We start from the raw sequence: 22,649 nt of genomic DNA, 5'->3' as shown, positions 1-22,649 counted from the left end.
GTTCGGTCGTGCTCTGAAAACGCCCCCTCCGATCAAAATAGAGAGCGCAAAAATGGACACATTTCTGCGGTATGGAATATATAAAAACAGCTCCACAAAAGGGAGCTGAAAACTGAAACGAGAAAATATAAATAGCAACACTTTTTCTTTATACCTTTGTCGGATAAAAGGCGTCGGGAGCCTTTTTCCCAAAAGACTCCCGACAAAAATTTGTATTTATCACTTTTAGTATGGTTCCTTTGTGTCAGGAAATATGCTCGCGATTGTGGGAGTGCTCCATCATCGGAATCTCCACTTGTCCTCACGAAGGGACATATTTAGTTAGTTCAGCCTATGTTTGGCAAAGCGATTATTGTATTACTATTACGCTGACAAAGTTATCTCCTATGATAAAATATGCAAATACCTAATAATATTGATTTTGAATAAAATCCGTACCTAAAAACTATCATTGCTTATCTCGACCATATATTGTAATTTTGATACGAAATAGTTAGACGAAATATTTTTCGCAGTATAAAAGATATAAATACAGACATATAGAATGAAGACAATATATAATGGTCGTAGTAAAATGGCAGATCTGATCAGCGAAAACTACAATATGCTTCTGCTGATGAACAGGTTTGGCATCCCTTTGGGTGTGGGAGAAAAAAGCATCGCAGAGGTCTGCAGGGAAAACAGCGTGGATCTGGAGACATTCCTCTACGTGGTACACTACCTCTCTTCTCGTACAACGGGAGACAATATGGATTTGCATAGAAGAATATCCATACCGCAGCTTATTGTTTATCTACGCAATTCGCACGACTACTTCCTGCATTACCGCCTTCCGGAGCTAAGGAGCAAGCTGCTGAATGCCCTCGAAGAAGCTCCCCAAGATGTCGTGTATGTCATTATCAAATTCTTCGATGAATACGAGGACGAAGTACGTAAACACATGAGTTATGAAGACAAATATGTATTCCCTTATGCAACGAAGCTGATAAATGGAGAGAAAGATAGCAAGTACAATATAGATATATTCCGCAAGAAACACGACCAGATAGAGCTTAAGATCAAAGAGCTGAAAAATATTCTTATCAAATACTACCCAACACAAAGCGGGTATAAACTTCACAGCGTACTATACGATATTTTTGCATGTCAGATAGAACTTTATGACCACAACCATGTAGAAGATCATGTCTTTATACCTGCAGTGGCGAAGCTAGAAGAAGAGATGTCGGATAGTTTAGTATAAATCTATATTTTTGAACATAAAATCGAAACTCCTGACATGCAAAAGAAAATAGTCATAGCCATCCCATATCCTCTTCTTCGCATAGGCTTGGAGAATACTATAAAACGAGTAGAGATACTAGCCAAATCGCACTACTTCGTTCTTCACAGCCCCGAAACTTTGGGGGAAGTCCTTTTGGCAGAAAAGCCCGATTTGGTTTTGGTCTCTTCCTCTATCATCGGAGGGATTATGGTACAAACCCTTAAAGAGCAAACCTCTTGCCCCCACACTCATTTCGTAGTGGTAGGAGGGCTTCCGGGAGAATCTATTGAAGCCAAATATTATGATGCATCCATCCTTTTCACCGACACGGAAGAGGAGATAGAGAAGAAGATCTCTCGCCTGTTTGAACAGGAAGAAAAGGAGAAGAAGAGCAATGAAGAGCAACAAGTACTCACCCCAAGAGAGAAAGATATTGTGATATGCGTCGTGAAAGGACTTACCAATAAGGAGATAGCCGATGAGCTTTTCCTTTCAACCCATACGGTCATCACTCACAGGCGTAACATTGCGAAAAAACTACAGATACACTCCCCTGCCGGTCTCACAATCTATGCGATAGTGAACAAGCTTGTGGAGCTTAAAGATATCAAGCAAAACATCGACCCGAACTCATAATATCCTCTCTCCGGAATGTATTTTTTGATCTTCGGAGGGTGGATTATGGTTCTGGAATATCTGTTTACAGGAATATTGGCTTGCGTATCCATGAATCGGTATTGCTTGGGATCGCAGTGCTTGAGAATAGTCTCTCATATCTTGTTTCCGTACTCTTACAAGGTAGTTTCAAAGGACAACTTCTCTTTTTTTAGCCGTCTAGGCAATGTTTTTGGAGTTGCTTAGCGTGGGTCGGATCATATAGGCAATTCACATTACATTTGGTATTTTTCTCTTTTGTACAATCATAGGCATACCGCTTAGCAAAAAACATTTTGCTCTTATCGAGTTATCGCTTGTTCCTTTTGGGAAAACCTTTGTAACGGCATCGTTCACTTCGCGTATCTGAACCGCTTTTGCAACAGGCTGAAAAGGATAAAGAGTGTCGAGTAATAGAGTAAAAGGGCAGGTATTCCAATCATGAGCTCTCCATCAAGTCCGGGAATAGAAGCAAAGTAAGAAGTTACAGCCGTTAGGGTTTCCAGTACCCGATTCACTCCCAATCCTATAATGGGAGATAGAATAGGAAGAAAGAGCAAAGAAAGCACGAGGAACAAGCCCAATACGATAGCGATGGTAGCGAGTAGCGTTACCGGAATATTGCTCCAGAGAAAGACCAGGCTCCAACGATTGGTAAAGTATGCGAGCCATGCCCAAATACCCAAATGAGCTGTGATAGAAATCCACAGAATATTGAACAAATAGACCAATATGGGATGTTCGGGCTTCAAAATCTTTTTGCAAAAAGGATAAAAGTGAAGTATGCCCCAGACAGCAAAGACACTGAGAAGGAATCCCATATTGAAAATATAGTAAGGGGCTACCATGAGAATCGCAACAACAGTTCCCGTCCATATTTGTACGGCATCGGCTCTCCTGTTCAAACTCTTATAAAGAAGCAGAAAAGCAATCATCACGAAAGCCCTCACAGTGGATGGAGAAGCTCCCGTGAGAAGCGTGTAGGAGAGCAGAAGCGGTAAAGCTATAAGATAACGGTATGACCGATGACGGTATTGGGGCAATAAATGTTTGAGCAACCAGAGCAGACAAGAGGCAATAACGCCAAGATGAAATCCGCTTATAGCCAAGACGTGTGCCACTCCCGATGCTTCAAATGAATGGCGTACATCGTCATAGTCTTGATTTTTATACCCTAAGCATAATGCGTAGAAGAGAGAGCGTGACGATGGAGATAGTATCTCGCCAAGAGCCTTTTCCGTTCGGGAGATGATTTTCTCTCTGTAGTTTTCGAACTTATCTCTGATGCTCTCTCCGGCTTTTTCTTTTCCGGCAGCAACGATTTCAGACTTATCTAACCATGCGTACCGGAAATAGCCTTCCCCTTTGAGGTAGGTGTAGAAAGAGTTATTCTCCGGTGCATTCTTGCCAAAAAGATCGTGAGGAGAAGATAAAAGGGTTACGGCATCCCCTTTGGTATATAGAGGTAAATCTGCCGAAGAGCTGCCTCTAACCGTTGCGTAGACTTTTCGAGGAAGAAAAATATTTTCCGAAAATGGCATCAAGGAGAGAGTGATTGCCCCTTTCCGGTTCAGCGTTCTTTCTGTGATGATATACTTACGACTCTGATCCCATCCCGACGGACTATTGATACGATAACCATAGAGTATGCCAAATGCCATCATAAGCACTGTCCACAGCAGTGCAACAATCCAAGGGGAAGCATACTTGAAAGCAAAAAGAAGATCCGGAGAGCGTTCTTCCCTATCCCAAGGAAAAGTACTCTCCGGATCTTTTTCTCTTCTACCTGATATTGAGCTAATATAAATCCCTGCCGTCAGTGCCACAAATGCAATGGCGGCTACAACCGGCAAAGAGACTCTTGAAGCGTAAAAGTAGACCCAAACGAGCGCAACAACCAGAGCCGATAGCAGGAAATACGCCGGTCTGGAAGCATATCTTGTCGGAGTCATCTGCTGTTCCGATACTTAGCAAGAGAGCAGTGTCTCTATTCTCTCCTCAGGATTCTCTGCCGCAAAGACATAATTCCCGGCAACTAAAACATCCACTCCACAAGAGATGAGTTGTGCTCCGGTCTTTTCATTGACTCCACCATCCACTTGGATAAGAGTATTCAGTTCTTGCGCATCTATCATCTCACGAAGCTCTTTGACCTTATCGTAAGTCCTTTCTATAAATTTCTGTCCTCCAAATCCCGGATTTACGGACATCAAAAGTACCATATCCGCTTCTCGGAGAATATCTTTCAGCAAAGCCACAGGTGTATGCGGATTCAGAGCAATACCCGCTTTCATCCCCTGTTCTTTGATTGCAGTAAGGGTTCGATGCAGATGCGAACAAGTCTCATAATGCACGGTGAGCATATCTGCACCGGCACTCTTAAACACCGAGATGTATGGAGTGGGATCTACTATCATTAAGTGTACATCGAGAAACTTTGATGTCATACTCCTTACGGCTTTTACCACCGGGACTCCAAAGGAAATATTAGGAACAAAGACACCATCCATAATGTCCAAGTGCAACCATTCCGCTTTGCTTCTATTAAGCATGGCAACATCATCTGCCAGATGAAGAAAGTCCGCAGAAAGCAAAGAAGGAGATATTATACGTTTGCGATTCATAATATGTTTAGCATTTAGGTTTTTATCATCAATTATAAACAGATGGGAGATCTAATGCTTATCTCCATCTATTCGGATCACACGGATCACATCATTATGTTCTTTGAGTGTAACCATAAGGTCTTCCAATTGCGCCACATCCGAAACACGGATGGTCATCTGCCCTTCTGCCATTTCTCTATTGGCACGGAAGTTAATATCCCAAAGTTCGATACCTTTATCCTTGAGGGTTGTAAGGATGTTGAGCACAAAGAAATCTATATTGACGCCATATATACCCAAAGTTACTCTGAAAGGCGAATGCACATGCGCTCCCCACTCTACATTGACAATACGATTGCCGTGAGAAGCTTTTTGATTTATTGCCACCTGACAATATCTCTTGTGTATCACCACCTGATTGTGTTCATTCAGGATACCATGTACCTCTTCTCCCATTATGGGTCTGCAACATGAAGGGCGGATATAATTTCTGTACCCTTCCTGAGAAGTAAGGGTATAGGTCTCTTTAATTTTGCCAAGATCCATCGCCGGAGTAGTACGAAGAACCACCAATGGGTCGTGCGGATCCACAACTTCATCATTCTGATGTGCAACAATGCCATCCAATAGTTCGGTTGTAAGCTTTACCACTCCATGCGCTATATCTATAAGCATATCTTCAAAAGAGAGATAACCGGGAAGAGGAGATGCCTTGCACTTCTCCACAAGAGCTTTATCCTGATTGTTCTTCTCACAAAACTCTTGCAGAATTTCCCGTCCTTTCTTAATGTCGTTCTCTCTCTGCTTATTCAAGTATCGGATAATATGACGCTTCACGGAGGGATTGGTTACAAACTTCAACCAAGTCTCCTTGGGACGTGTCTTGGATGTGGTTATTACTTCAACCTGATCTCCATTGGAGAGACGATAGTCCAATCCCACCATTTCATGATTCACTTTTGCACCTATACAATGATCACCAAGCTCCGTATGTATAAGGTATGCAAAGTCGAGTACGGTAGAACCACGTGCGATACCTATCTGATCTCCTTTGGGAGTAAAGACCAACATCTTTTCGTTTGACATATGAAACATCATGTTCTCATAGTCGTCAGATGCACTCGGACCGGGATTGCTGAGAAGTTCTTTGACGTTATTCAGTATTCGTTCTTCTACTTCGTCCACCTTGAAAGCTTCTGCCTTATAACGCCAATGGGCTGCGAGTCCTTTCTCAGCCATCTGGTGCATCTGTCTGGAGCGGATCTGTACTTCTATCCACTCGCCCGAAGGTCCCATTATGGTGATATGAAGTGCTCTGTAACCATTCTCTTTAGGACGTGTTACCCAGTCTCGGATACGATCATCTTTGAGTCTGAAATGAGAAGCTAACACCTGATATATTCTGAATATATCGGTATACTCCGTCTCCGGAGAGGTAGGGGTAAAAATGATACGTATGGCAAAAATATCGTAGATCTCGGAGAAAGGAACCTGCTTGCTCTTCATCTTTCTCCAAATAGAGTAAACAGACTTGATGCGATAGTGCATCTCATAGTTTAGACCTATATTATTAAGATCTTTCTTGAGAATGTTCTCACAAAGTAAGAAGAGGTCTTCCCTGCTCTGCTTGGTATTTTCGATATTTCGCTTTATTTCTGCATACTCTTCCGGGTGATCGTATTTCAGGGAGAGATCTTCAAACTCGGTTTTGATGTCGTACATTCCCAGACGTTCTGCCAAAGGAGAGTAAAACAGCCGTGTCTCTGCTGCAATTTTCGCCTGCTTCACTGCCGGCATACTGCTGAGCGTACGCATATTGTGAAGACGGTCAGCTATCTTGACCAAAATCACACGAATATCTTTATTGGCTGTAAGCAACAATCTTCGTATGTTCTCAAGCTGTGCCGAAGTATCCTGCGTAACCACATCGACGGATTTTGCCAATATCTCACCGGAAAGTTTGGTAAGACCATCCACGATTACCGCAATGGTAGGACCAAACATATCTTCAATATCTTTGATAGTGTACTCTGTATCTTCCACCACATCATGCAAGAGAGCAGCAGAGATACTGGTAGAACCGAGACCTATTTCATTGCAACAGATATCTGCAACGGCAATAGGATGCAAGATATAAGGCTCTCCGCTTTTTCGTTTAGCCCCGGCGTGTGCATCCTTAGCCAGCTGGAATGCCTTGACGATAACATCTGTACGTTTACGGTGATTGCTATTCCGGTAATCTTGTATCAGCTTATCGAATGCTTTCTGGATAAGAATCTGACCTTCTTCTTCACTTATGATTTTTGTATCCTTTTTGGTCATGGCTCTGTACTCTATAGTTGTTAATAGAACAATAACAAATATAGCAATTCTTTAAGAATATACATCTTGTGTCAGCTTCCTGAAACGACGATGCAGCAACAATCCCAAAGCCGAGAGACTGACAGGGAAAGCCATCCAAACACCCAAGACTCCCAGTTCCAACTTTATGCCCAAAACGTACACTAAAGAGAGGGCAAGAAAAATATGACAAAAGAGAGCGCAGACAGCCATATACTTAACGTCTCTTATCCCTCTGAGAGCATTGGCATAGAGGATCTGCGTGAGGTCGCCAAACTGATAGACAATAACGGGAAAGATGAGCAGTGAAACCGTAGAGACAATATCTATACTGTCTGTAAAGAGATAGCCGATATAGTTCCTTGTCAGGAGTAGGACGACTACCGTAACAAGAGCAAGAAAGATGAGCATATTGCGTCCGCCTTGAACCACTCGCCTCATCTCCGAGACAAGTCCTTCGCCATAGTATTTACTCATCAGTATGGTTACGGCAGCCGAAAGTCCGTAAAAGATCATAAATCCGAGCGTAGAGATCACACTCATGATCTGATGTGCCGCCAAAGCATTAGCCCCCATCCATCCCACCATCACTACGGCAAGAGAGAAAGAAGCTGTCTCCATTCCCATCTGAGCTGCTGTGGAGAGCCCTAATCCGAATAGAGATTTTACATGCACGCGCTTCACCTGTCCTCTCTCCTTAGGTAATGATTCATAGAGCTTCACGAATGAACGCCCCTTGTAACAGACTACTCCGAGAGCGACAAGACAAAACAACCTCGCAATAAATGTCGCCAGACCTGCACCTGTAAGCCCAAGCTCCGGAAAGCCCAGCTTACCGTATATCAGCAGATAGTTCAGTACAATATTCAGTCCGTTGGACAAAAGCATTATGATCATAGGAGCAGACGGATTGCCCGCGCCCTCCGCATACTGCTTGTAACCATTGAACAGCATCAGCACCGGAATGGATGCCAGCTGTATAATATAGTATGGTACAATAAGCGGAATAAGCTCCTCCGGTTGGTTGAGAAGATCTATCCTCAGCAGCAGAAAGCCCATAACCAAAACCAGAAAGAGGGCAATGATAAGGTTGGCAAGCAGTGAGCTCTTCAACAGAGAGAGATGCTCGCCGTCTTTTCCGGTTACGGAGGTGGCGATCAGAGGAGAAAGCCCGTAAGAGAAACCCAGCCCGAAGATAAAGGCAAGGTTCATGAAGTTGTTTACGAAAGAGGCAGAAGCAAGCTCCGGAGTACCATAATGCCCGACCATCATATTATCTATGAAGCCGACAAGAATAAGACCGACCTGACCCAAAATGATAGGAAGGCCGAGCTTCAGGAGTGGTTTGTAATACGGATTTTGAAGCCGACAACGGGAAAAAGACATCTGAATCTCTTGCAAATAACAGATACGACAACAGAACAAAAAAGAAGTAATCTCTTACTTCTTCTTTTTCTTCAATATCACCACCTTCTTGATGTAGACGGGCGACACCGGCTGATCTGCTCCGTCCGTCGAGACAGACTGTATCTTTTCTACCGTATTCATTCCCTTCACCACCTCTCCGAAGACCGTGTAATTTCCATCCAGATGCGGAGTGCCTCCCATCATTTTGTAGGCTTCTTTGATCTCATCTGTAAAGGTTAGGCCTTTGCTTGCTTCGTACCTTTTGAGATCCGAATCCAGATAACACTTACCCGTCACGATGTAAAACTGAAAGGAGGATGACTTCTTCTCCGGATTGACATCATCTCCGGTGCGAGCCGCCGCCAACGCTCCATATTTATGGAAATACTTCGGATACACTATCTCAGCCGGGAGAAGCTCCGAGTGTTTCTCTTCCAATCGTGTGGCGGAGAGGGAGTCTCCTTTGAGCACATTGCCGCCGGCTTGCACCATGAACTGCTTGATCACACGATGGAAAATGACCTTATCGTATGCCTTTTCCCGCACGAGACGGATGAAGTTGTCCCTATGCAAAGGCGTCTCATCGTACAGACGCACCTCCACACTTCCCTTATTGGTTACGATCTTCACATAAGTGGCTGTATCTTGCGGTGCATCAGTGGCAAAAGCGAGACCGGATAGCGATAAAAACGCAACAATGGCGCAAAGTATTTTTCGAGACATAATCTTAATCTTTTTAATCGAGACATCGCGACCTTCCGTGTGGGGGTGCTTTATCTCCAAAACCAAACTTCGTCGCAAAGATACCAAAACAGACTCAATAAGAGCCTCTTCCCTGCCGTTGCGGGAAGAAAAATCTTCTCGAATATCGGGAGAAAAGCAATAAAAATCACCATTTCTTGCGATTGTGAGCCGTCGTCGGATTCGATACATTTGCAGATATTTCACACAACCGACATTCACAATCATGGACCTCTCCTTCTTCACAACACTAAAGCCCGGCTGGCTCAACACATGGATTCTCTCACTGGGAGCGCTGCTCGTACAGTTCGTATGGATGGCACTTTTCCGCGAAGGAGGCAGGCGGGCGGTGGACACCTCCTGGTACACAGCCAAAGACAAAATCAACGCCTCCGTCAGCACCTCATTGCAGATCCTCCTGATCCTGCTCTCGATCTTCGTCCCCTTCAAGTGGGGCACGGCATGGTTCACGGTCGGCATCATCGTCTTCTCCGTCTCCTTGCTCGCCTCGATATACGCCTATCACAGCTACGCCGCAGGCGAACCGGGAAAAACCATCAGGGGCGGACTCTACCGCCGGTCTCGCAACCCGATGTACTTCTTCTTCTTTCTTTCGATGTTCGGGCTCTGCATCGCCTCGGCATCTTTATGGATGCTGCTCGTGATGGTACCGTTTGCCATCTCAACCCACCTGACCGTCTTGGGAGAAGAGCGTTACTGTGCAGAGACTTACGGCGAAGAATACCTCCGATACAAAGCAAATACGCCGCGATACTTCCTATTCTTCTGACAGCAGACGCAGGCACGTCCCCGGTCATTTCCGTATAACAAAGATCCCGATGCAGGCACTCTTCGCATCGGGATCTTTTTGCTTTTCGGAAGACACCTCCGCCGAGATGGAGAAAAAAATGATTCGGAGAAGGAGAAAAAGCAGTAGAAAAAACCTTTTTTCTTACCGTGCAAAAAGTAAGAAATAATCGGGGAAAAACGCATATCCTAATTACCAATTCTATATTTCACGGCGAGAAACCAATATTTCACGGCGAGAAACCAATATTTCACGGCGAGAAACCAATATTTCACGGCGAGAAACCAATATTTCACGGCGAGAAATATAGAATTGATAAATAAGAACAGAACTTTTACTCAGCTGCTTTTTAGTTTCAGGTCATTGGAAACAAAACTTTTACTCGGCTGCTTTTCAGTTTCAGGTCATTGGAAACAAAACTTTTACTCGGCTGCTTTTCAGTCTCCGATCATCGGGAACAGAACTTTTACTCAGCTGCTTTTCAGCCTCCGATCATCGGGAACAGAACTTTTACTCGGCTGCTTTTCAGTTTCAGGTCATTGGAAACAGAACTTTTACTCGGCTGCTTTTCAGCCTCCGATCATCGGGAACAGAACTTTTACTCAGCTGCTTTTCAGCCTCCGATCATCGGGAACAAAACTTTTACTCGGCTGCTTTTCAGCCTCCGATCATCGGGAACAGAACCTTTTTTGAGCTGTTTTCAGGACAAATCCGCATCCGGGCAGATGCCGAGATAAGCATCAAAGAAAACCCCGCCGACCTCTTTTGCAAGATCGGCGGGGTTTCTTTTATGAATAGTTTAATGAATGCGGAAAGATCAGGCTGCAAAGAAAACCATCAATCCTCCTATGATGATGTATCCGAGAGCATAAGGCAGTGCGGAGCGGAGAATATCTCCATCCTTGCCCGGCATGTCGCAGGAAGCTGTCGCAATGGCAATGCTCTGCGGAGAGATGATCTTGCCACCGGTTGCTCCCGTAGTGTTTGCCGCCACGAGCCAGTTGGGATCGGCATAGTGGAGCTGACCTGCAACGTTGGCTTGCAGCTTGCCGAAGAGGATATTGGAGGAGGTGTCGGAGCCTGTTACAAAGGTTCCGATCGCCCCGATCAATGGTGCAAAGAACGGATAATAAGCTCCCGTTGCGCCTGCCAATGCGGTTGCAATCACAAGAATCATTCCGGCATAGTTCATCACGGATGCCATGGCAACAAGACTGATAATGGTTACTGTCGTTTTCCTCAGATTGACAATGGTCTTCGCCAGTACCACCATGAGCTTTTTGAATGAAAGTCCTTGTATAAGTCCTCCAACAATGGTGCCGAGGAACAACATCAGTCCGGCATTGGAGAGCCAGCCGAAAGCGAAATACTTGCCTTGTTCATAGATGGGAAGATGAATCTTGGAGACCAGTGTGGACTTTAGAAGTTCGTTGATCGGCTTTACCAACGGTCCGCTCAGTACAATGAAGAGAAGGATGAACAGGTAAACACTCCATGCCTTGAAAGCACCGTAAAGCGTCGTCCCGGAAGAGGTGTTCTCTTCTTTCTTTGGTGCAAAAATCTTGGCATAGGCTATAATCGCCAGGATTGCAGCAATACTTCCCAAGATCGCAGGCGTCTCTGCTCCGAGATTCTTTGCAACCACATACTGCACGACAAGAGAGATACCTCCCACCCAAAGAGATAGTAGAATGTTCTTGACAATCTTCTTTGCGGAAGGATCCGTAATGGTGAGTATCACAAATGGTATGAGTATCATCAGAGGAGAACACTGCAAGACGAATTTTGCAGAGATGTCGCACACTTCCGCCTGAGTAGCCACACCGTTGGCAGCAACCTCATTGGCAAGAGTAGTAACCGGAACGCCTACGGCACCGAAACCTGTCGGAACGCTGTTGGCTATCAGCGAAACCAATGCAGAGAAGCCGGGCTTGAAGCCTAACCCTATAAGTATCGCCGCAGGTATGGCTACCGCTGTTCCAAAACCTGCCATCCCTTCCAACAATCCGCCAAATCCCCAAACAAGCAGGAGCACCATTATTCCCTTGTCGTCCGTAAGAGAGGTAAACTGTTTCTTTATCACCTCTATCTCTTTGCTTTCAAGCAGGACATTATAGCTGTATATAGCCATGAGAATGATGATAAGGATAGGGAAAACTGCTTTCAAAATGCCTTCCACAACAGCCCAACCTACTCCCGGCATAGAGAAACCATCCTTTGCAAACCCAAGAGCCGGAGCAGCAAACAATGCTATAAGAATGGTGATACAAAGAGTAATGAATGCGCTTCTGTGTCCGGGCTGCTTAAGCCCCAACATGAGCACAAACAGAAGCAAAATAGGTAATACGGATAATAAGACTGCCATAATTCTACTATTATTTAATTACACATATATACACCTTCTCTCTTGTCAGATCAACAGCACCACAGATTCTTTTGCCCCGTGAGCTCCTTTTACCAAAGCCTGTTCGATATCTGCCGTCTTGGAGGGACCGGATATGAATCCTCTGAATTCTCCCTCAAACTTATGAGAGATGCGCGGCATTGCTTCGTGCATAGTATCTACCAATTCACTCTTAGGCAGAATAAAAAGAAGAGACTCGGCAATGAAGTAGATGGCTCTCTGCTTATACTGTTGCTCGTAATAGATTGCTCCATTTTCGCAGACGCCAAAGATCCCCCGACAAACAACAAGGTCCATTCCATTGAGTTCCGCAGGAGTATTGACATTATCCGGATTGAGCGTGGCACAAGTTACTTCCGGCATATTACAAGCGATGCTCTTTGCTTCCGGATATATGCGCTTTATCGCTTCGTCTATGGTTTCTCCATCTTGAAGCTCATACGCTTCGCCTCCCACTCCACGACATATCTCTTTGAACTGATCTACTTTATTTTCAAATCTCATGTGAGAGATACGGATCTCCGGCTTCGGGAAGACCTCCAGGATGTTCTCTCTCAAACTTTGTAGTATCGTATCTTTACTGTTCATAGGATCTGCTTTGTCTTATTTGTTTCGTATTTGAGTCTCTTTCCACCAGCTCTCAAAAGACTGTTTGGCAAATATCGGCATCTCTCTCCCTTTACCCCAGCCGTTAAGACCGTTATAGATCAAGAAACGAGGCATATTATTGGCTATCGGAGCCATCTTCAGAGTACGGTGAAACAGCTTAGGTCTTTCCATCAGGAACTTCATTCCACTACACATAAGCTTCTTCTCTTTGCTCGCTTTTCCTATGCCGTCAAGCTTTTGACGCCAAACATATATCTGCTCACCGAGATCTATCATTACAGGACAGACAAAAGAGCAAGACAAACAAAGAGAACAGGCAGAGACATTACCGCTATACTCTTTCGGATTATGCAGCATACCTAAATTTATACCTATCGGACCGGGAATGAAATAGGAGTAAGAATATCCTCCACTTCTGCGATACACCGGGCAAGTGTTCATACAAGCACCACAACGTATGCAGTTGAGTATCTTACGATGCTCTTTCATGCCCAATATCTTGCTTCTTCCATTATCTACGATGATGAAGTGTTGTTCCCCTCCTTCTCTTGGTCGTCCGAACATGGAGGTATAGGTAGTAATAGGCTGTCCGGTCGCAGAACGAGCCAATAAGCGAGTAAACACACCTGCACTCTCCAAATCGGGAATAAACTTATCTATACCAAAAGCCGTAATATTCAGCTTCTGGCAAGCCATCCCCATATCTGCATTGCCTTCATTGGTACAAACCATCACCTCTCCGGTAGAAGCTATTGCAAAGTTTCCTCCCGTCATTCCAGCATCGGCATTCAAGAAATCCTGTCTGAGAGCCTTGCGAGCCTGATGAGTGAGATAGGTAGGATCGTAATTTCCTTTTTCCGATCCCAACTTTTCTTCAAACAAAACACCCACGGCTTCTCTCTTGATATGTATGGCAGGCATGACAATATGACTGGGATGCGCCTCCATAAGTTGCAAAATACGCTCTCCAAGGTCTGTTTCCACCACATCTATACCTTTAGATATAAGATAAGGATTGAGTTCACACTCTTCGGACAGCATAGACTTGCTCTTGACAAGCTTCTTGACGTTGTGTTTATTAAGAATGCTCTCGATAATCAGACGATACTCTTCATCATCCTTGGCAAAATGAACATGACAGCCATTTGCCACGGCATTCCGTTCAAACTGCTCTATAAGTTCGGGCAGATGAGATGTGCTATACATCTTGATCTCCCTTGCCATGTGTCTCAACTCTTCCCATTCCGGTATTTGATGAGACTGTCTATCTCTCTTCTCTCGTACAAAATAGAGAGTTTTATCGTGCCAGCTTGCATTCTCCTTATTCTTCAAGAACGCTGCTGCGGCTTTTGAATGATACGTACTCATAGCTGCGATGTTAGTATTTCAAGAAAATGGATAGTCTTTATAGGTAACTTCTCTCTGTCTATGACTCCCTGCATGTGCATTAAACAGGAACTATCTGCTCCGGTTATAAAAGAAGCTCCCGTTGCAAGATGGTTTTTCACTTTATCTTGCCCCATGCACACAGAGACATCATGCTCTTCCACGGAAAACAATCCTCCGAAACCGCAACACTCATCTATACGCTCCGGTTCTTTTACTGTTATTCCATCTACTTTTTCCAAAAGAGCCCGAATCTTGTTGAAGTAAGGAACAGTCAGCTCGGAGGCGGAAGAAAGTCCCAGCTCTCTTACACCATGACAGCTGTTATGCAGGCTCACTACATGAGGGAAGCTCGCGGGTATTCTCTCCGGCTGTATTACATCGTGAATAAATTCCGTGATGTCGTATATATGTTTTGCACTACGACATTCATGGTGTCCATGTTCAGCAAGAAGACGGGGGTGATTCTCTTTTACAAAAGAGACACAACTGGCAGAAGGACCGACTATATAATCATAGTTTTGAAAAAGCTCTTCAAATCTCTTAGCCAACTTAACAGATTCTCCCTCAAATCCTCCATTTGCCATTGGCTGTCCACAGCAAGTCTGTCCAAGTGGATAATCCGCATCGACTCCCAGTTTTTTGAGTAACTCAAAACACGCTATTCCAACCTGCGGATACACTGCGTTGATATAGCAAGGGATAAATAATCCTACTTTCATAATCGCTTTTGTAATAGTTATTCTATTTTCAAATGTATTGTAATTCCACTAAAAGAGCAAATCAAACCACTCATTATTATCTTAAATTAACAAGAGATACATAATAAAGGATGCAAAAAGTGGAGCTTAAAAAACAAAAAAGAAGCATCTTTCAGGTAAAGATGCTTCTGCAAACAAGTTCTAAATTTCTATTGTTCAGTATCAAGATAAGTAGCAAAATCTACTGCTTCAATCCCAATACAATTTTATTCTGAAGAGCGATGGACTCATCATGTATGAGATCGAATATAGCTTTTATAAGAGCTTCCGAAAGTTCTTGACTTTTAGAGAACTGCAATCTCTCTTGCAAGAGAGAGTTGTAGCGTTCCGGCTGTACCACCGATATATCGTTAAGGGCTTTCAGCTTAGCTATCTCGGCAGAGATGGTCATGCGTTCGGAGACAAGTTCTATGATCGAATGATCCAATCCGTCTATCTTCTCTCTCAATGGAGCAAGGATAATCTCAGCATTGGAAGGAGACTCCTGAATGCAGATATGTTGCAATATCTCCGAGAAACCGTCCGGAGTGAGCTGTTGAGCCGCATCGCTCAGCGCCAAGTCCGGAGAGGGATGTACCTCCAACATGATGCCATCATAGTGGAGATGTATGAGTTGCCGGCATAAGCTGGGGATGAGATCCCTTCGTCCTGCCATGTGACTGGGGTCTCCCACCAAAAGGAGATTCGGAATACGAGATCTCAGTTCCATGACGAGGCTCCAATGTGGAGGGTTTCTGTACAACCCTCGTCCCAGACTTGAGAAACCTCTATGGATAGCTGCTATCCTACGCAAACCTGCATTGTACAAGCGATCTATGGCTCCGATCCAAAGCTCGATATCCGGGCTGACAGGGTTCTTCACCAACACCGGAATATCTACCCCTTGAAGAGCATCCGCAATCTCCTGCATCATAAAAGGATTGGAAGTTGTACGTGCTCCTATCCAAAGGGCATCCAATCCGTACTCAAGGCAGAGACGCACATGGGTAGCCGTGGCAACCTCAGTGCAGAAAGTCATATACGGAAACTCTTTCTTGAGTTCCCGTATCCATGACAATGCTTCCTCTCCCATGCCTTCAAAGCCTCCCGGACGAGTACGAGGCTTCCACACTCCGGCTCTAAACCATGTAACACCCATGGCAGAAAGAGCAAGAGCTGTTTCTCTCATCTGCTCATAACTTTCGGCACTACACGGACCGGCAATCACCCAAGTACAAAGAGAGTGTGCACTTGGATCTTCTATTATAGGTAGAAAGTGATATGTTTGTTTCGTGTTATTACTCCTCATCAGAGGCTTTCATGTTTGTAAAGACATTTTGCACATCTTCATCTTCTTCCAGCTTCTCTATAAGCTTATCCAGTTGCTCGCGTTGTTCCGGAGTAACTTCCTTTTCATCGTTAGGAATACGAGTAAACTCTGCGGAAGTGATCTCAAAGCCTTTTTCTTCCAAGAACTTTTGTATTGCACTGTTTTGGGCAAACTCTCCGTAGATGATTACTTCTCCCTCATCTTCTTCCAGCTCTTCCACGCCGTAGTCTATAAGTTCAAGCTCAAGTTCTTCAAGATCGAGTCCGTCCGGCTTATTCACATGGAATACACACTTGTGGTCAAACAAAAACTCCAAGCTACCTGTTGTTCCGAGACTGCCTCCAAACTTATTGAAATAGCTTCTTACGTTTGCCACGGTACGTGTTGTGTTATCGGTAGCGGTTTCTACGAAGATGGCTATACCGAAAGGTCCGTATCCCTCATAGTTCATCTCCTTATAGTCTGTAAAGTCTTTGGATGATGCTTTCTTGATAGCCCTGTCCACATTTTCCTTAGGCATGTTCTCTTTCTTTGCTGTTTGCACGAGAACACGCAGGCGAGGATTGGTTTCGGGATCAGGTCCGCCGGCTTTCACGGCAATAGTGATCTCTTTTCCCAATTTCGTAAAGACGCGAGCCATATTGCCCCATCTCTTCATTTTTCTCGCCTTTCTGTATTCAAAAGCTCTTCCCATGATTTTATTTGTATGATATAAGTTTTACGTTTTTCTTATCTGAGTGATGCACCCAACTCCTTAACCAATGCAGCATGTATGCGTTCCATTGCCGACTCTATAGCTTTATCGCTAAGAGTCTTTTCTTCATCCTGCAGTTCAAAAGCAACGGCATAAGACTTCTTTCCCGGAGGAAGATGTTTGGGATCTTCATAAACATCAAACAGAGTAATGCCTTTCAAAAGTTTCTTCTCCGCTTTGTAGGCCACTCTCTCTATATCCACCAAAGAGACACCATTGTCTATCAGTAAAGCAAAGTCTCTACGGACGGCAGGGAATTTGGAGATACTCTTCATCTTGATCCCCGACGAATGCGCAATCTTATACAGCTTGTCCCAGTAGAGTTCGGCATAGAACACCGGGAAAGCTATGTCCGCATCGGACAACACTGCTTTGGATAGACGACCCCATCTCGCCAAAAGCTCGCCTTTAACATCTCGGATCTCCTCGCATACAGCAAACAGAGGACTATCACTCTTGCTCTCATAGCGGACATGATAAGGAGCAATCCCCAAACGTCTCATGATATTATAGACATAAGCCTTAAGATGGAATACGGTAGAGACACTATCGTTATTGGTTGCCCAGTGATCGTTCCACTTGTCTCCGCTTATCCACAAAGCCAGCATGCTGTCTTCTCTGTATCCCTTCGTAGGGCTTTCCAGCTGCTGATCTATTCGATGATAAACAGAACCGTACTCATACAGAGACAGAGGCCCGCTCTTTCTCTTGGAGTTGAAGTCTATCACTTCCAATCCTCCTTTTACCATGCTCGGACGCATCACGTTAAGATCCGAAGAGAGCGGATTCACAAGCGTTACTATCTCATCTTCTCCCACGAGAGAGTGGTCAAGGAAAAACTTGGATGAGGTCAAAGAGTTGTTCAAAATCTCTGCAAACCCTGCGCCTGTGAGCATTTCGGCTATGATGCGTTGTGCTTCGACACTCTTGTCCGTCTCGGTAACATGGTTGAGAGAAGCCTTAAGGGTATAGGACATGGGGATATTGTTGTATCCGAATATTCTCATCACCTCCTCTATCACATCTATCTCTCTGGTAACATCCACACGATAACGAGGGACATCCAAAGCCCATATCCCATTGCTTTCTTTTGCAATGTTGATGTCCAAGTATTTCAATACGGTACGTACCGTAGCTTCGGGTATTTCGTATCCGGCGGTGGATGTGAGCTTTTGGAGAGAAAAATCAACCCGATAAGGCTCTTTCTTTTCCGGATAATAGTCCGTAAGCGGAGAAGCTATCTCACCTCCGGCGATCTCTTTGAGAAGCTCTGCCGCCATGACAAGAGCCGGCAGAGTGGCTTCCGGATCCAATCCACGCTCGAAGCGGAAAGAGGAGTCCGTATTGAGTGCATACCTGCGTGCGGTCTTCCTGACGCAAGTGGGGTTAAAGTTGGCACTCTCCAAAAAGATTCGAGTGGTGGATTCGGATACGCCCGAATCTTCTCCTCCCATCACGCCACCCAAACAGAGCGGACGCTCTGCATCTGCAATGACCACATCTTGAGGCACAAGTTCGTGTTCTGCTCCGCTAAGGAGAAGCAGCTTCTCCCCTGCCTTGGCACTGCGAACGGATATGGTATGTTGGGACAGCTTGTCGAGGTCGAAAGCGTGAAGCGGCTGACCGATGCTGTGAAGCACATAGTTGGTAACATCCACCACGTTATTGATCGGCTTTTGCCCTATTGCTTCCAATGCTTTTCGGAGCCATTCGGGGCTTTCTGCCACTTTCAGATTATCTATTACAATGCCGGAATATCTCACCACGGCACTCTCCTTATCTATCGTTACGGTAACAGGATTTTTCATACTTTGCTTCTCGTGAAGAAGCTCCACACTCTTCATCGGAGGAGTGAACGATACAATCTTCTCCGGTGCATGGGTTTTCAGATAGGCATGAAGCTCTCTTGCCACACCATAATGGCTTGTGGCATCCACCCTGTTGGGCGTTATGTCCACCTCTATGATATAATCGCTTTTGAGGTCAAAAAGTTCGGCTGCCGGCGTACCTGCTTTCACATCGTCTGCCAACACCATTATCCCATCCGAATCTTGCCCTACCTGAATCTCTTTAGCCGAGCAGATCATTCCGAAAGACTCTTCACCACGTATTTTGGACTTCTTTATGGTAAAGCTGTCCTCTCCGGAGTAGAGAGTTGTTCCCAATGTGGCTACCACAACAGTCTGTCCGGCAGCAATATTGGGAGCACCGCAAACGATTTGTGTAGGCACTCCATCGCCCAGATCAACCGTTGTGATATGAAGGTGATCGGAGTTCGGGTGGTCTATACAAGTAAGTACCTTTCCCACGACCAAGCCTTTGAGGCCGCCGCGAACCGACTCATGCTCCTCCACTCCGCCTACTTCGAGACCGATGGAGGTGAGTATTTCAGACACTTCCTGTACATCCAATGTACTCTGGATATAGTTATTTAGCCATGCTAACGAGATGTTCATAATACTTTATATGTGTTATATCTATTTTCTGACCTACAAAATTACGATTTTTTCCCCATTCATTACTTGAGTTATCATTCTCCACTCTCTGCCCTCTCTTTTTTCACTCTCTTTTGTATCGGTTTCATCTGAAAAACAACCCGATGGAGATCTCAAAATAAACCTGTTCACAACTTCTCTTTAACACGTTCGGAAAAAGCTTTGATGCCTTATAAAATATCAAATCAAGGCTTGAACCTCACAAACCGGGTCTTAATCTTTAAGAATCAAAGCTTGATTTCCATACATAAAGGCTTGATTTTTAATTTTTAATACGTTTGGCAAAAGATACAAAGCTATTCGGAGCATCTTTCTAACAGGTTCGCAAAGCTTTTGCTGCTTTCAAACAGAGAGACTCTATCTTGAAGGCAGACTTAAACGACTCTTTTGCCGATTATCTTGACCTCCACTCCCTTAAATATCTTAAACTTTGCAGATACTGCACAAAAGGGGTTTCTCATCTCGTTACAATTGGTTATCTTTGCATGCTAATAGTATTATATACTCTGTAGAACAGTCATGCACAAAACATATAAAATAGTACTTGCTTCCCTTCTAAGCATCTTTCTACTCTCTTCTTGCGGAGAGTATGTTCGGGTACAAAAGAGCAATGACATCATGGAAAAGCTCTCGTATGCCAAGAAGTACTATAACACAAAAAAATATAGCCGCACCATAGAGTTGTTGGAGGAGATTACCCCCTATTTCAAAGGGCGTAATGAAGCGGAACAGGTGGATTATCTGCTTGCGGATTCTTACTTCCAATCCAAGAACTACGACTTTGCGCACCAGTATTTCAAGAAATACTACTCCTCTCATCCCACGGGCGAATATCAGGAGTATGCCAGATACATGAGCGGCTATGCACTTTTCCTGCACTCTCCGGATGTGCGTCTGGATCAGGCGATGAGCTTGGAGGCGATTAACGAACTGCAACTCTATCTGGACTACTATCCTACGGGGACTTATGCCGATGAGGCTAAGAAGATACTTTTCGAACTGCAAGAAAAACTTGCACAAAAGGAGCTTCTTGCTGCCAAACTCTATTACAACCTCGGCAACTACCTATTCAACAACTACCTTTCGTGCATCATCACCTCCCGTAATGCCATAAAGGACTATCCCTACTCCAAGTACAAGGAGGAGTTTAGCTACCTCATACTGGCTTCTCTGTACGAAACGGCTTACAACAGTATCGAGTCGAAGAAAGGAGAACGTGTGAGAGAACTTCGGGACGAATATTACAGCTATCTGAACGAATACCCGGATGGAGCATTCTTGAAGCAGACCGTCAAGTTCAAAAACTTTATAGACAAGATGCTTCCTCAGGATGAAGATCTGGTGGAGACAGAAGAAACAACTAAAGAAGATACCGCCGAAGAAAAGGCGTAACAAGAATATAAAAGTACAAACCAATAAATATCAGGTTCTTTCATAATGGACTATAAGAAAATCAATGCCCCTCTGACTACGGCAACACGCGATGTGGTAGAACTCTCTAAGCCTACCGGCAATATCTATGAGACGGTAATGGTGATATCCAAACGTGCCAATCAGATCTCTCAAGAGATGAAGAAAGATTTGGAAACAAAGTTGCAAGGCTTTGCTGCCGTATCCGACAGCTTGGAAGAGGTCTTTGAGAACAGAGAGCAGATAGAGATCTCTCGTTACTATGAAAAGCTTCCTAAGGCATCTCTCATAGCAACAAAAGAGTTTGAAACAGGCAGTCTCTATTTCCGCAACCCGGTTAGAGAAGCAGAGACAGCAATAGAGAGAGACGACGATTGATGTTCACCCCTTGTGGATAAAAGGGAAAACAGACAACAAAGCACTCTTTACAACCTTATACAGTCATGATTCAACGTATTCAGACCATATATCTGCTGGTAGCCTCTATCCTTATGGCGATGTTGTCGTTCATACCTGTGGCTACCGTTAATCTCTCAGGAGATATTTTCTTACTTGACGGAACAGGATTTATGTCCCTTGACGAGTCTCTGTTTGAAGCCAAGTGGGGATTGTTGTTTCTTCTGATTCTTTCTGCTCTCATTCCGATGATTGCAATATTTCTCTACAACAGAAGAGTATTGCAGATGCGCTTGACAATGTTCTCCGCGCTTATCACATTGGGCATGATCGGGGCATTCCTGTTCTATGGCTACCAAGCTTTGGGCGGAACATTGGAAGGATTCAAACCGACATACGCCTTCTCATTTCCGATCGTAGCGGTTATCTTGGAGCTTCTTGCCTATCGAGGCATAGCAATAGACCATAGAACCATAAAGTATGCAGACAGATTGAGATAATATCTAAGCAACTCCTCCGAAACATCATAAAAAAAAGATTCGCATATTTCTATGCGAATCTTTTTTTATTTCTCTGCAACTGTATTGCCCACGGATCTACATGGATCTGTCCGACAAATGCAGTAAAAACCACTTCCCATCCTTACAGATAAAGACGGCTTCAAGGTTTATGCCATTGTTTACACCTTGAAAGTGTACTATCGTAGTATCTTTCCGTTCTATAATCTCCCTGTCGTAAGCATCGGTTTCTCGTGTTTTATAGGATGGATCCCAACTTAGATCCACTTCCTCCCACTCCTCTTCCGGTATCTCTTGAAGCATCAAAGAGTCCGTTTCAATATCATACCCCTCGTATTTAAGAGGAAAAATCACCCGGCTTTTTTGAAACGAAAGATCCTCGTTGAACTGTTTCATGAAGAGGTCAAACTCCTCCACATTGTTTTTATTACAAGCCGCAAAGAGAATAGACAGAAATAACCCGAAGAATAAAAAATGTCTCATAAATAGAAATGTTTGATAGAAAGCCAAAGTTACAAATTACAAGAAAAATGAAGTAAAGAGAATATGGTTACTCCCAAACAATCTGCGCACCGAGATAAAAAATAAAAACAAAAAAGCCTAAAGCAGTAAAACAAATACCATAAAGGAAGCATCCGCCATAAAGCTCTTATACTCTATAGACGGATGCTGCAATTCTTTGAAAACACGCACTATTTGACAACTATTCCATTCGCTTCATAACTTTCGATGTAAGAGTCTCCTCAAAATATCGGACTCTCTCAGAAGGATTCTTGCGTTAGCTATT

General features: G+C 44.2%; 20 protein-coding genes. 7 read left to right on the top strand and 13 right to left on the bottom strand.

The window, feature by feature from the left end; translation table 11 throughout:
* The first annotated feature begins 544 nt into the window (after positions 1 to 544).
* From HQ43_RS07810 to HQ43_RS10150, 3 genes are all read left to right on the top strand, one after another.
* Positions 545 to 1,243 carry a hemerythrin domain-containing protein gene (locus HQ43_RS07810; RefSeq protein ID WP_052079414.1) on the top strand — a complete coding sequence of 233 codons (699 nt, stop codon included), beginning with the start codon at positions 545 to 547 and terminating at the stop codon, positions 1,241 to 1,243.
* A 36-nt stretch (positions 1,244 to 1,279) separates the two neighbouring features.
* Positions 1,280 to 1,900, top strand: coding sequence for a response regulator transcription factor (locus HQ43_RS07805; protein ID WP_036791865.1), 621 nt, complete (start codon positions 1,280 to 1,282; stop codon positions 1,898 to 1,900).
* A gap of 247 nt (positions 1,901 to 2,147) precedes the next feature.
* A complete protein-coding gene (locus tag HQ43_RS10150) occupies positions 2,148 to 2,288 on the top strand; it encodes a YccF domain-containing protein (RefSeq protein ID WP_081964622.1) in 141 nt (46 codons plus the stop codon).
* Here the strand turns inward: HQ43_RS10150 and HQ43_RS07795 are convergent.
* From HQ43_RS07795 to HQ43_RS07775, 5 genes are read right to left on the bottom strand one after another with little or no spacing between them, the layout of a single operon-like run.
* Positions 2,272 to 3,870 carry a ComEC/Rec2 family competence protein gene (locus HQ43_RS07795; protein WP_036791859.1) on the bottom strand — a complete coding sequence of 533 codons (1,599 nt, stop codon included), beginning with the start codon at positions 3,868 to 3,870 and terminating at the stop codon, positions 2,272 to 2,274. The two genes, HQ43_RS10150 and HQ43_RS07795, sit on opposite strands and share 17 nt — an antisense overlap.
* A 15-nt stretch (positions 3,871 to 3,885) precedes the next feature.
* The gene (gene rpe / locus HQ43_RS07790) at positions 3,886 to 4,542 is read right to left on the bottom strand and encodes a ribulose-phosphate 3-epimerase (protein ID WP_036791855.1); all 657 of its coding nucleotides are present in this window, start codon (positions 4,540 to 4,542) and stop codon (positions 3,886 to 3,888) included.
* A 51-nt stretch (positions 4,543 to 4,593) separates the two neighbouring features.
* Positions 4,594 to 6,846: a RelA/SpoT family protein gene (locus tag HQ43_RS07785; RefSeq protein WP_036791852.1), complete on the bottom strand. Its 2,253-nt coding sequence runs from the start codon at positions 6,844 to 6,846 to the stop codon at positions 4,594 to 4,596.
* 51 nt (positions 6,847 to 6,897) lie between these two features.
* Complete coding sequence (locus HQ43_RS07780; RefSeq protein WP_036792804.1) at positions 6,898 to 8,250, bottom strand: MATE family efflux transporter; 1,353 nt, start codon at positions 8,248 to 8,250, stop codon at positions 6,898 to 6,900.
* A gap of 54 nt (positions 8,251 to 8,304) precedes the next feature.
* On the bottom strand, positions 8,305 to 8,994 hold the full coding sequence (locus HQ43_RS07775) for a peptidylprolyl isomerase (protein ID WP_036792802.1): 690 nt from the start codon (positions 8,992 to 8,994) through the stop codon (positions 8,305 to 8,307).
* A gap of 244 nt (positions 8,995 to 9,238) precedes the next feature.
* On the opposite strand from HQ43_RS07775, the gene HQ43_RS07770 reads away from it, so the two are divergent.
* Positions 9,239 to 9,802 carry a methyltransferase family protein gene (locus tag HQ43_RS07770; protein WP_036791849.1) on the top strand — a complete coding sequence of 188 codons (564 nt, stop codon included), beginning with the start codon at positions 9,239 to 9,241 and terminating at the stop codon, positions 9,800 to 9,802.
* Between the two features lie 835 nt (positions 9,803 to 10,637).
* On the opposite strand, the gene HQ43_RS07760 is transcribed toward HQ43_RS07770, so the two are convergent.
* From HQ43_RS07760 to pheT, 7 genes are all read right to left on the bottom strand, one after another.
* Positions 10,638 to 12,185, bottom strand: a complete 1,548-nt coding sequence (locus HQ43_RS07760) for an L-lactate permease (protein ID WP_036791844.1) — start codon at positions 12,183 to 12,185, stop codon at positions 10,638 to 10,640.
* Between the two features lie 45 nt (positions 12,186 to 12,230).
* Positions 12,231 to 12,812, bottom strand: coding sequence for a LutC/YkgG family protein (locus HQ43_RS07755; protein WP_036791843.1), 582 nt, complete (start codon positions 12,810 to 12,812; stop codon positions 12,231 to 12,233).
* A 15-nt stretch (positions 12,813 to 12,827) separates the two neighbouring features.
* Entirely contained in the window at positions 12,828 to 14,201 is a 1,374-nt protein-coding gene (locus HQ43_RS07750; protein ID WP_036791841.1) for a lactate utilization protein B, read from the bottom strand.
* On the bottom strand, positions 14,198 to 14,941 hold the full coding sequence (locus HQ43_RS07745; protein ID WP_036791839.1) for a (Fe-S)-binding protein: 744 nt from the start codon (positions 14,939 to 14,941) through the stop codon (positions 14,198 to 14,200). The genes HQ43_RS07750 and HQ43_RS07745 overlap by 4 nt, the downstream gene beginning before the upstream one ends.
* Positions 14,942 to 15,161: 220 nt before the next feature.
* Positions 15,162 to 16,268: a chorismate mutase gene (locus HQ43_RS07740; protein WP_081964571.1), complete on the bottom strand. Its 1,107-nt coding sequence runs from the start codon at positions 16,266 to 16,268 to the stop codon at positions 15,162 to 15,164.
* Positions 16,258 to 16,983: a YebC/PmpR family DNA-binding transcriptional regulator gene (locus tag HQ43_RS07735; RefSeq protein WP_036791837.1), complete on the bottom strand. Its 726-nt coding sequence runs from the start codon at positions 16,981 to 16,983 to the stop codon at positions 16,258 to 16,260. The genes HQ43_RS07740 and HQ43_RS07735 overlap by 11 nt, the downstream gene beginning before the upstream one ends.
* A gap of 35 nt (positions 16,984 to 17,018) precedes the next feature.
* Positions 17,019 to 19,499, bottom strand: a complete 2,481-nt coding sequence (pheT, locus tag HQ43_RS07730; RefSeq protein WP_036791835.1) for a phenylalanine--tRNA ligase subunit beta — start codon at positions 19,497 to 19,499, stop codon at positions 17,019 to 17,021.
* 558 nt (positions 19,500 to 20,057) lie between these two features.
* On the opposite strand from pheT, the gene HQ43_RS07725 reads away from it, so the two are divergent.
* From HQ43_RS07725 to HQ43_RS07715, 3 genes are all read left to right on the top strand, one after another.
* Positions 20,058 to 20,930 (top strand): outer membrane protein assembly factor BamD, encoded by an 873-nt coding sequence (locus HQ43_RS07725; protein ID WP_036791833.1) that lies wholly within the window; start codon positions 20,058 to 20,060, stop codon positions 20,928 to 20,930.
* Between the two features lie 45 nt (positions 20,931 to 20,975).
* Positions 20,976 to 21,326 carry a DNA-directed RNA polymerase subunit omega gene (locus tag HQ43_RS07720; RefSeq protein ID WP_036791831.1) on the top strand — a complete coding sequence of 117 codons (351 nt, stop codon included), beginning with the start codon at positions 20,976 to 20,978 and terminating at the stop codon, positions 21,324 to 21,326.
* A 65-nt stretch (positions 21,327 to 21,391) separates the two neighbouring features.
* Entirely contained in the window at positions 21,392 to 21,844 is a 453-nt protein-coding gene (locus HQ43_RS07715; RefSeq protein ID WP_036791828.1) for a DUF4293 domain-containing protein, read from the top strand.
* A gap of 96 nt (positions 21,845 to 21,940) precedes the next feature.
* On the opposite strand, the gene HQ43_RS07710 is transcribed toward HQ43_RS07715, so the two are convergent.
* Positions 21,941 to 22,345, bottom strand: coding sequence for a DUF4348 domain-containing protein (locus HQ43_RS07710; RefSeq protein ID WP_036791826.1), 405 nt, complete (start codon positions 22,343 to 22,345; stop codon positions 21,941 to 21,943).
* Positions 22,346 to 22,649 lie beyond the last annotated feature (304 nt).

The organism is Porphyromonas canoris (assembly GCF_000769115.1).
Classification (GTDB): Bacteria; Bacteroidota; Bacteroidia; order Bacteroidales; family Porphyromonadaceae; genus Porphyromonas_A; species Porphyromonas_A canoris.
The sequence above is the reverse complement of the archived record's forward strand: the minus strand, read 5'-3'. Positions and strand labels throughout refer to the sequence as shown.

What these genes read in the sequence shown, in the direction of transcription:
- HQ43_RS07750 (WP_036791841.1), bottom strand. Translation starts at nt 14,201, where the DNA reads ATGAGTACGTATCATTCAAAAGCCGCAGCAGCGTTCTTGAAGAATAAG.
- HQ43_RS07725 (WP_036791833.1), top strand. Translation starts at nt 20,058, where the DNA reads ATGCACAAAACATATAAAATAGTACTTGCTTCCCTTCTAAGCATCTTT.
- HQ43_RS07755 (WP_036791843.1), bottom strand. Translation starts at nt 12,812, where the DNA reads ATGAACAGTAAAGATACGATACTACAAAGTTTGAGAGAGAACATCCTG.
- HQ43_RS07785 (WP_036791852.1), bottom strand. Translation starts at nt 6,846, where the DNA reads ATGACCAAAAAGGATACAAAAATCATAAGTGAAGAAGAAGGTCAGATT.
- HQ43_RS07795 (WP_036791859.1), bottom strand. Translation starts at nt 3,870, where the DNA reads ATGACTCCGACAAGATATGCTTCCAGACCGGCGTATTTCCTGCTATCG.
- HQ43_RS07710 (WP_036791826.1), bottom strand. Translation starts at nt 22,345, where the DNA reads ATGAGACATTTTTTATTCTTCGGGTTATTTCTGTCTATTCTCTTTGCG.
- HQ43_RS07715 (WP_036791828.1), top strand. Translation starts at nt 21,392, where the DNA reads ATGATTCAACGTATTCAGACCATATATCTGCTGGTAGCCTCTATCCTT.
- HQ43_RS07805 (WP_036791865.1), top strand. Translation starts at nt 1,280, where the DNA reads ATGCAAAAGAAAATAGTCATAGCCATCCCATATCCTCTTCTTCGCATA.
- HQ43_RS07780 (WP_036792804.1), bottom strand. Translation starts at nt 8,250, where the DNA reads ATGTCTTTTTCCCGTTGTCGGCTTCAAAATCCGTATTACAAACCACTC.
- HQ43_RS07775 (WP_036792802.1), bottom strand. Translation starts at nt 8,994, where the DNA reads ATGTCTCGAAAAATACTTTGCGCCATTGTTGCGTTTTTATCGCTATCC.
- HQ43_RS07735 (WP_036791837.1), bottom strand. Translation starts at nt 16,983, where the DNA reads ATGGGAAGAGCTTTTGAATACAGAAAGGCGAGAAAAATGAAGAGATGG.
- pheT (WP_036791835.1), bottom strand. Translation starts at nt 19,499, where the DNA reads ATGAACATCTCGTTAGCATGGCTAAATAACTATATCCAGAGTACATTG.
- HQ43_RS07740 (WP_081964571.1), bottom strand. Translation starts at nt 16,268, where the DNA reads ATGAGGAGTAATAACACGAAACAAACATATCACTTTCTACCTATAATA.
- rpe (WP_036791855.1), bottom strand. Translation starts at nt 4,542, where the DNA reads ATGAATCGCAAACGTATAATATCTCCTTCTTTGCTTTCTGCGGACTTT.
- HQ43_RS07760 (WP_036791844.1), bottom strand. Translation starts at nt 12,185, where the DNA reads ATGGCAGTCTTATTATCCGTATTACCTATTTTGCTTCTGTTTGTGCTC.
- HQ43_RS07770 (WP_036791849.1), top strand. Translation starts at nt 9,239, where the DNA reads ATGGACCTCTCCTTCTTCACAACACTAAAGCCCGGCTGGCTCAACACA.
- HQ43_RS07745 (WP_036791839.1), bottom strand. Translation starts at nt 14,941, where the DNA reads ATGAAAGTAGGATTATTTATCCCTTGCTATATCAACGCAGTGTATCCG.
- HQ43_RS07720 (WP_036791831.1), top strand. Translation starts at nt 20,976, where the DNA reads ATGGACTATAAGAAAATCAATGCCCCTCTGACTACGGCAACACGCGAT.
- HQ43_RS07810 (WP_052079414.1), top strand. Translation starts at nt 545, where the DNA reads ATGAAGACAATATATAATGGTCGTAGTAAAATGGCAGATCTGATCAGC.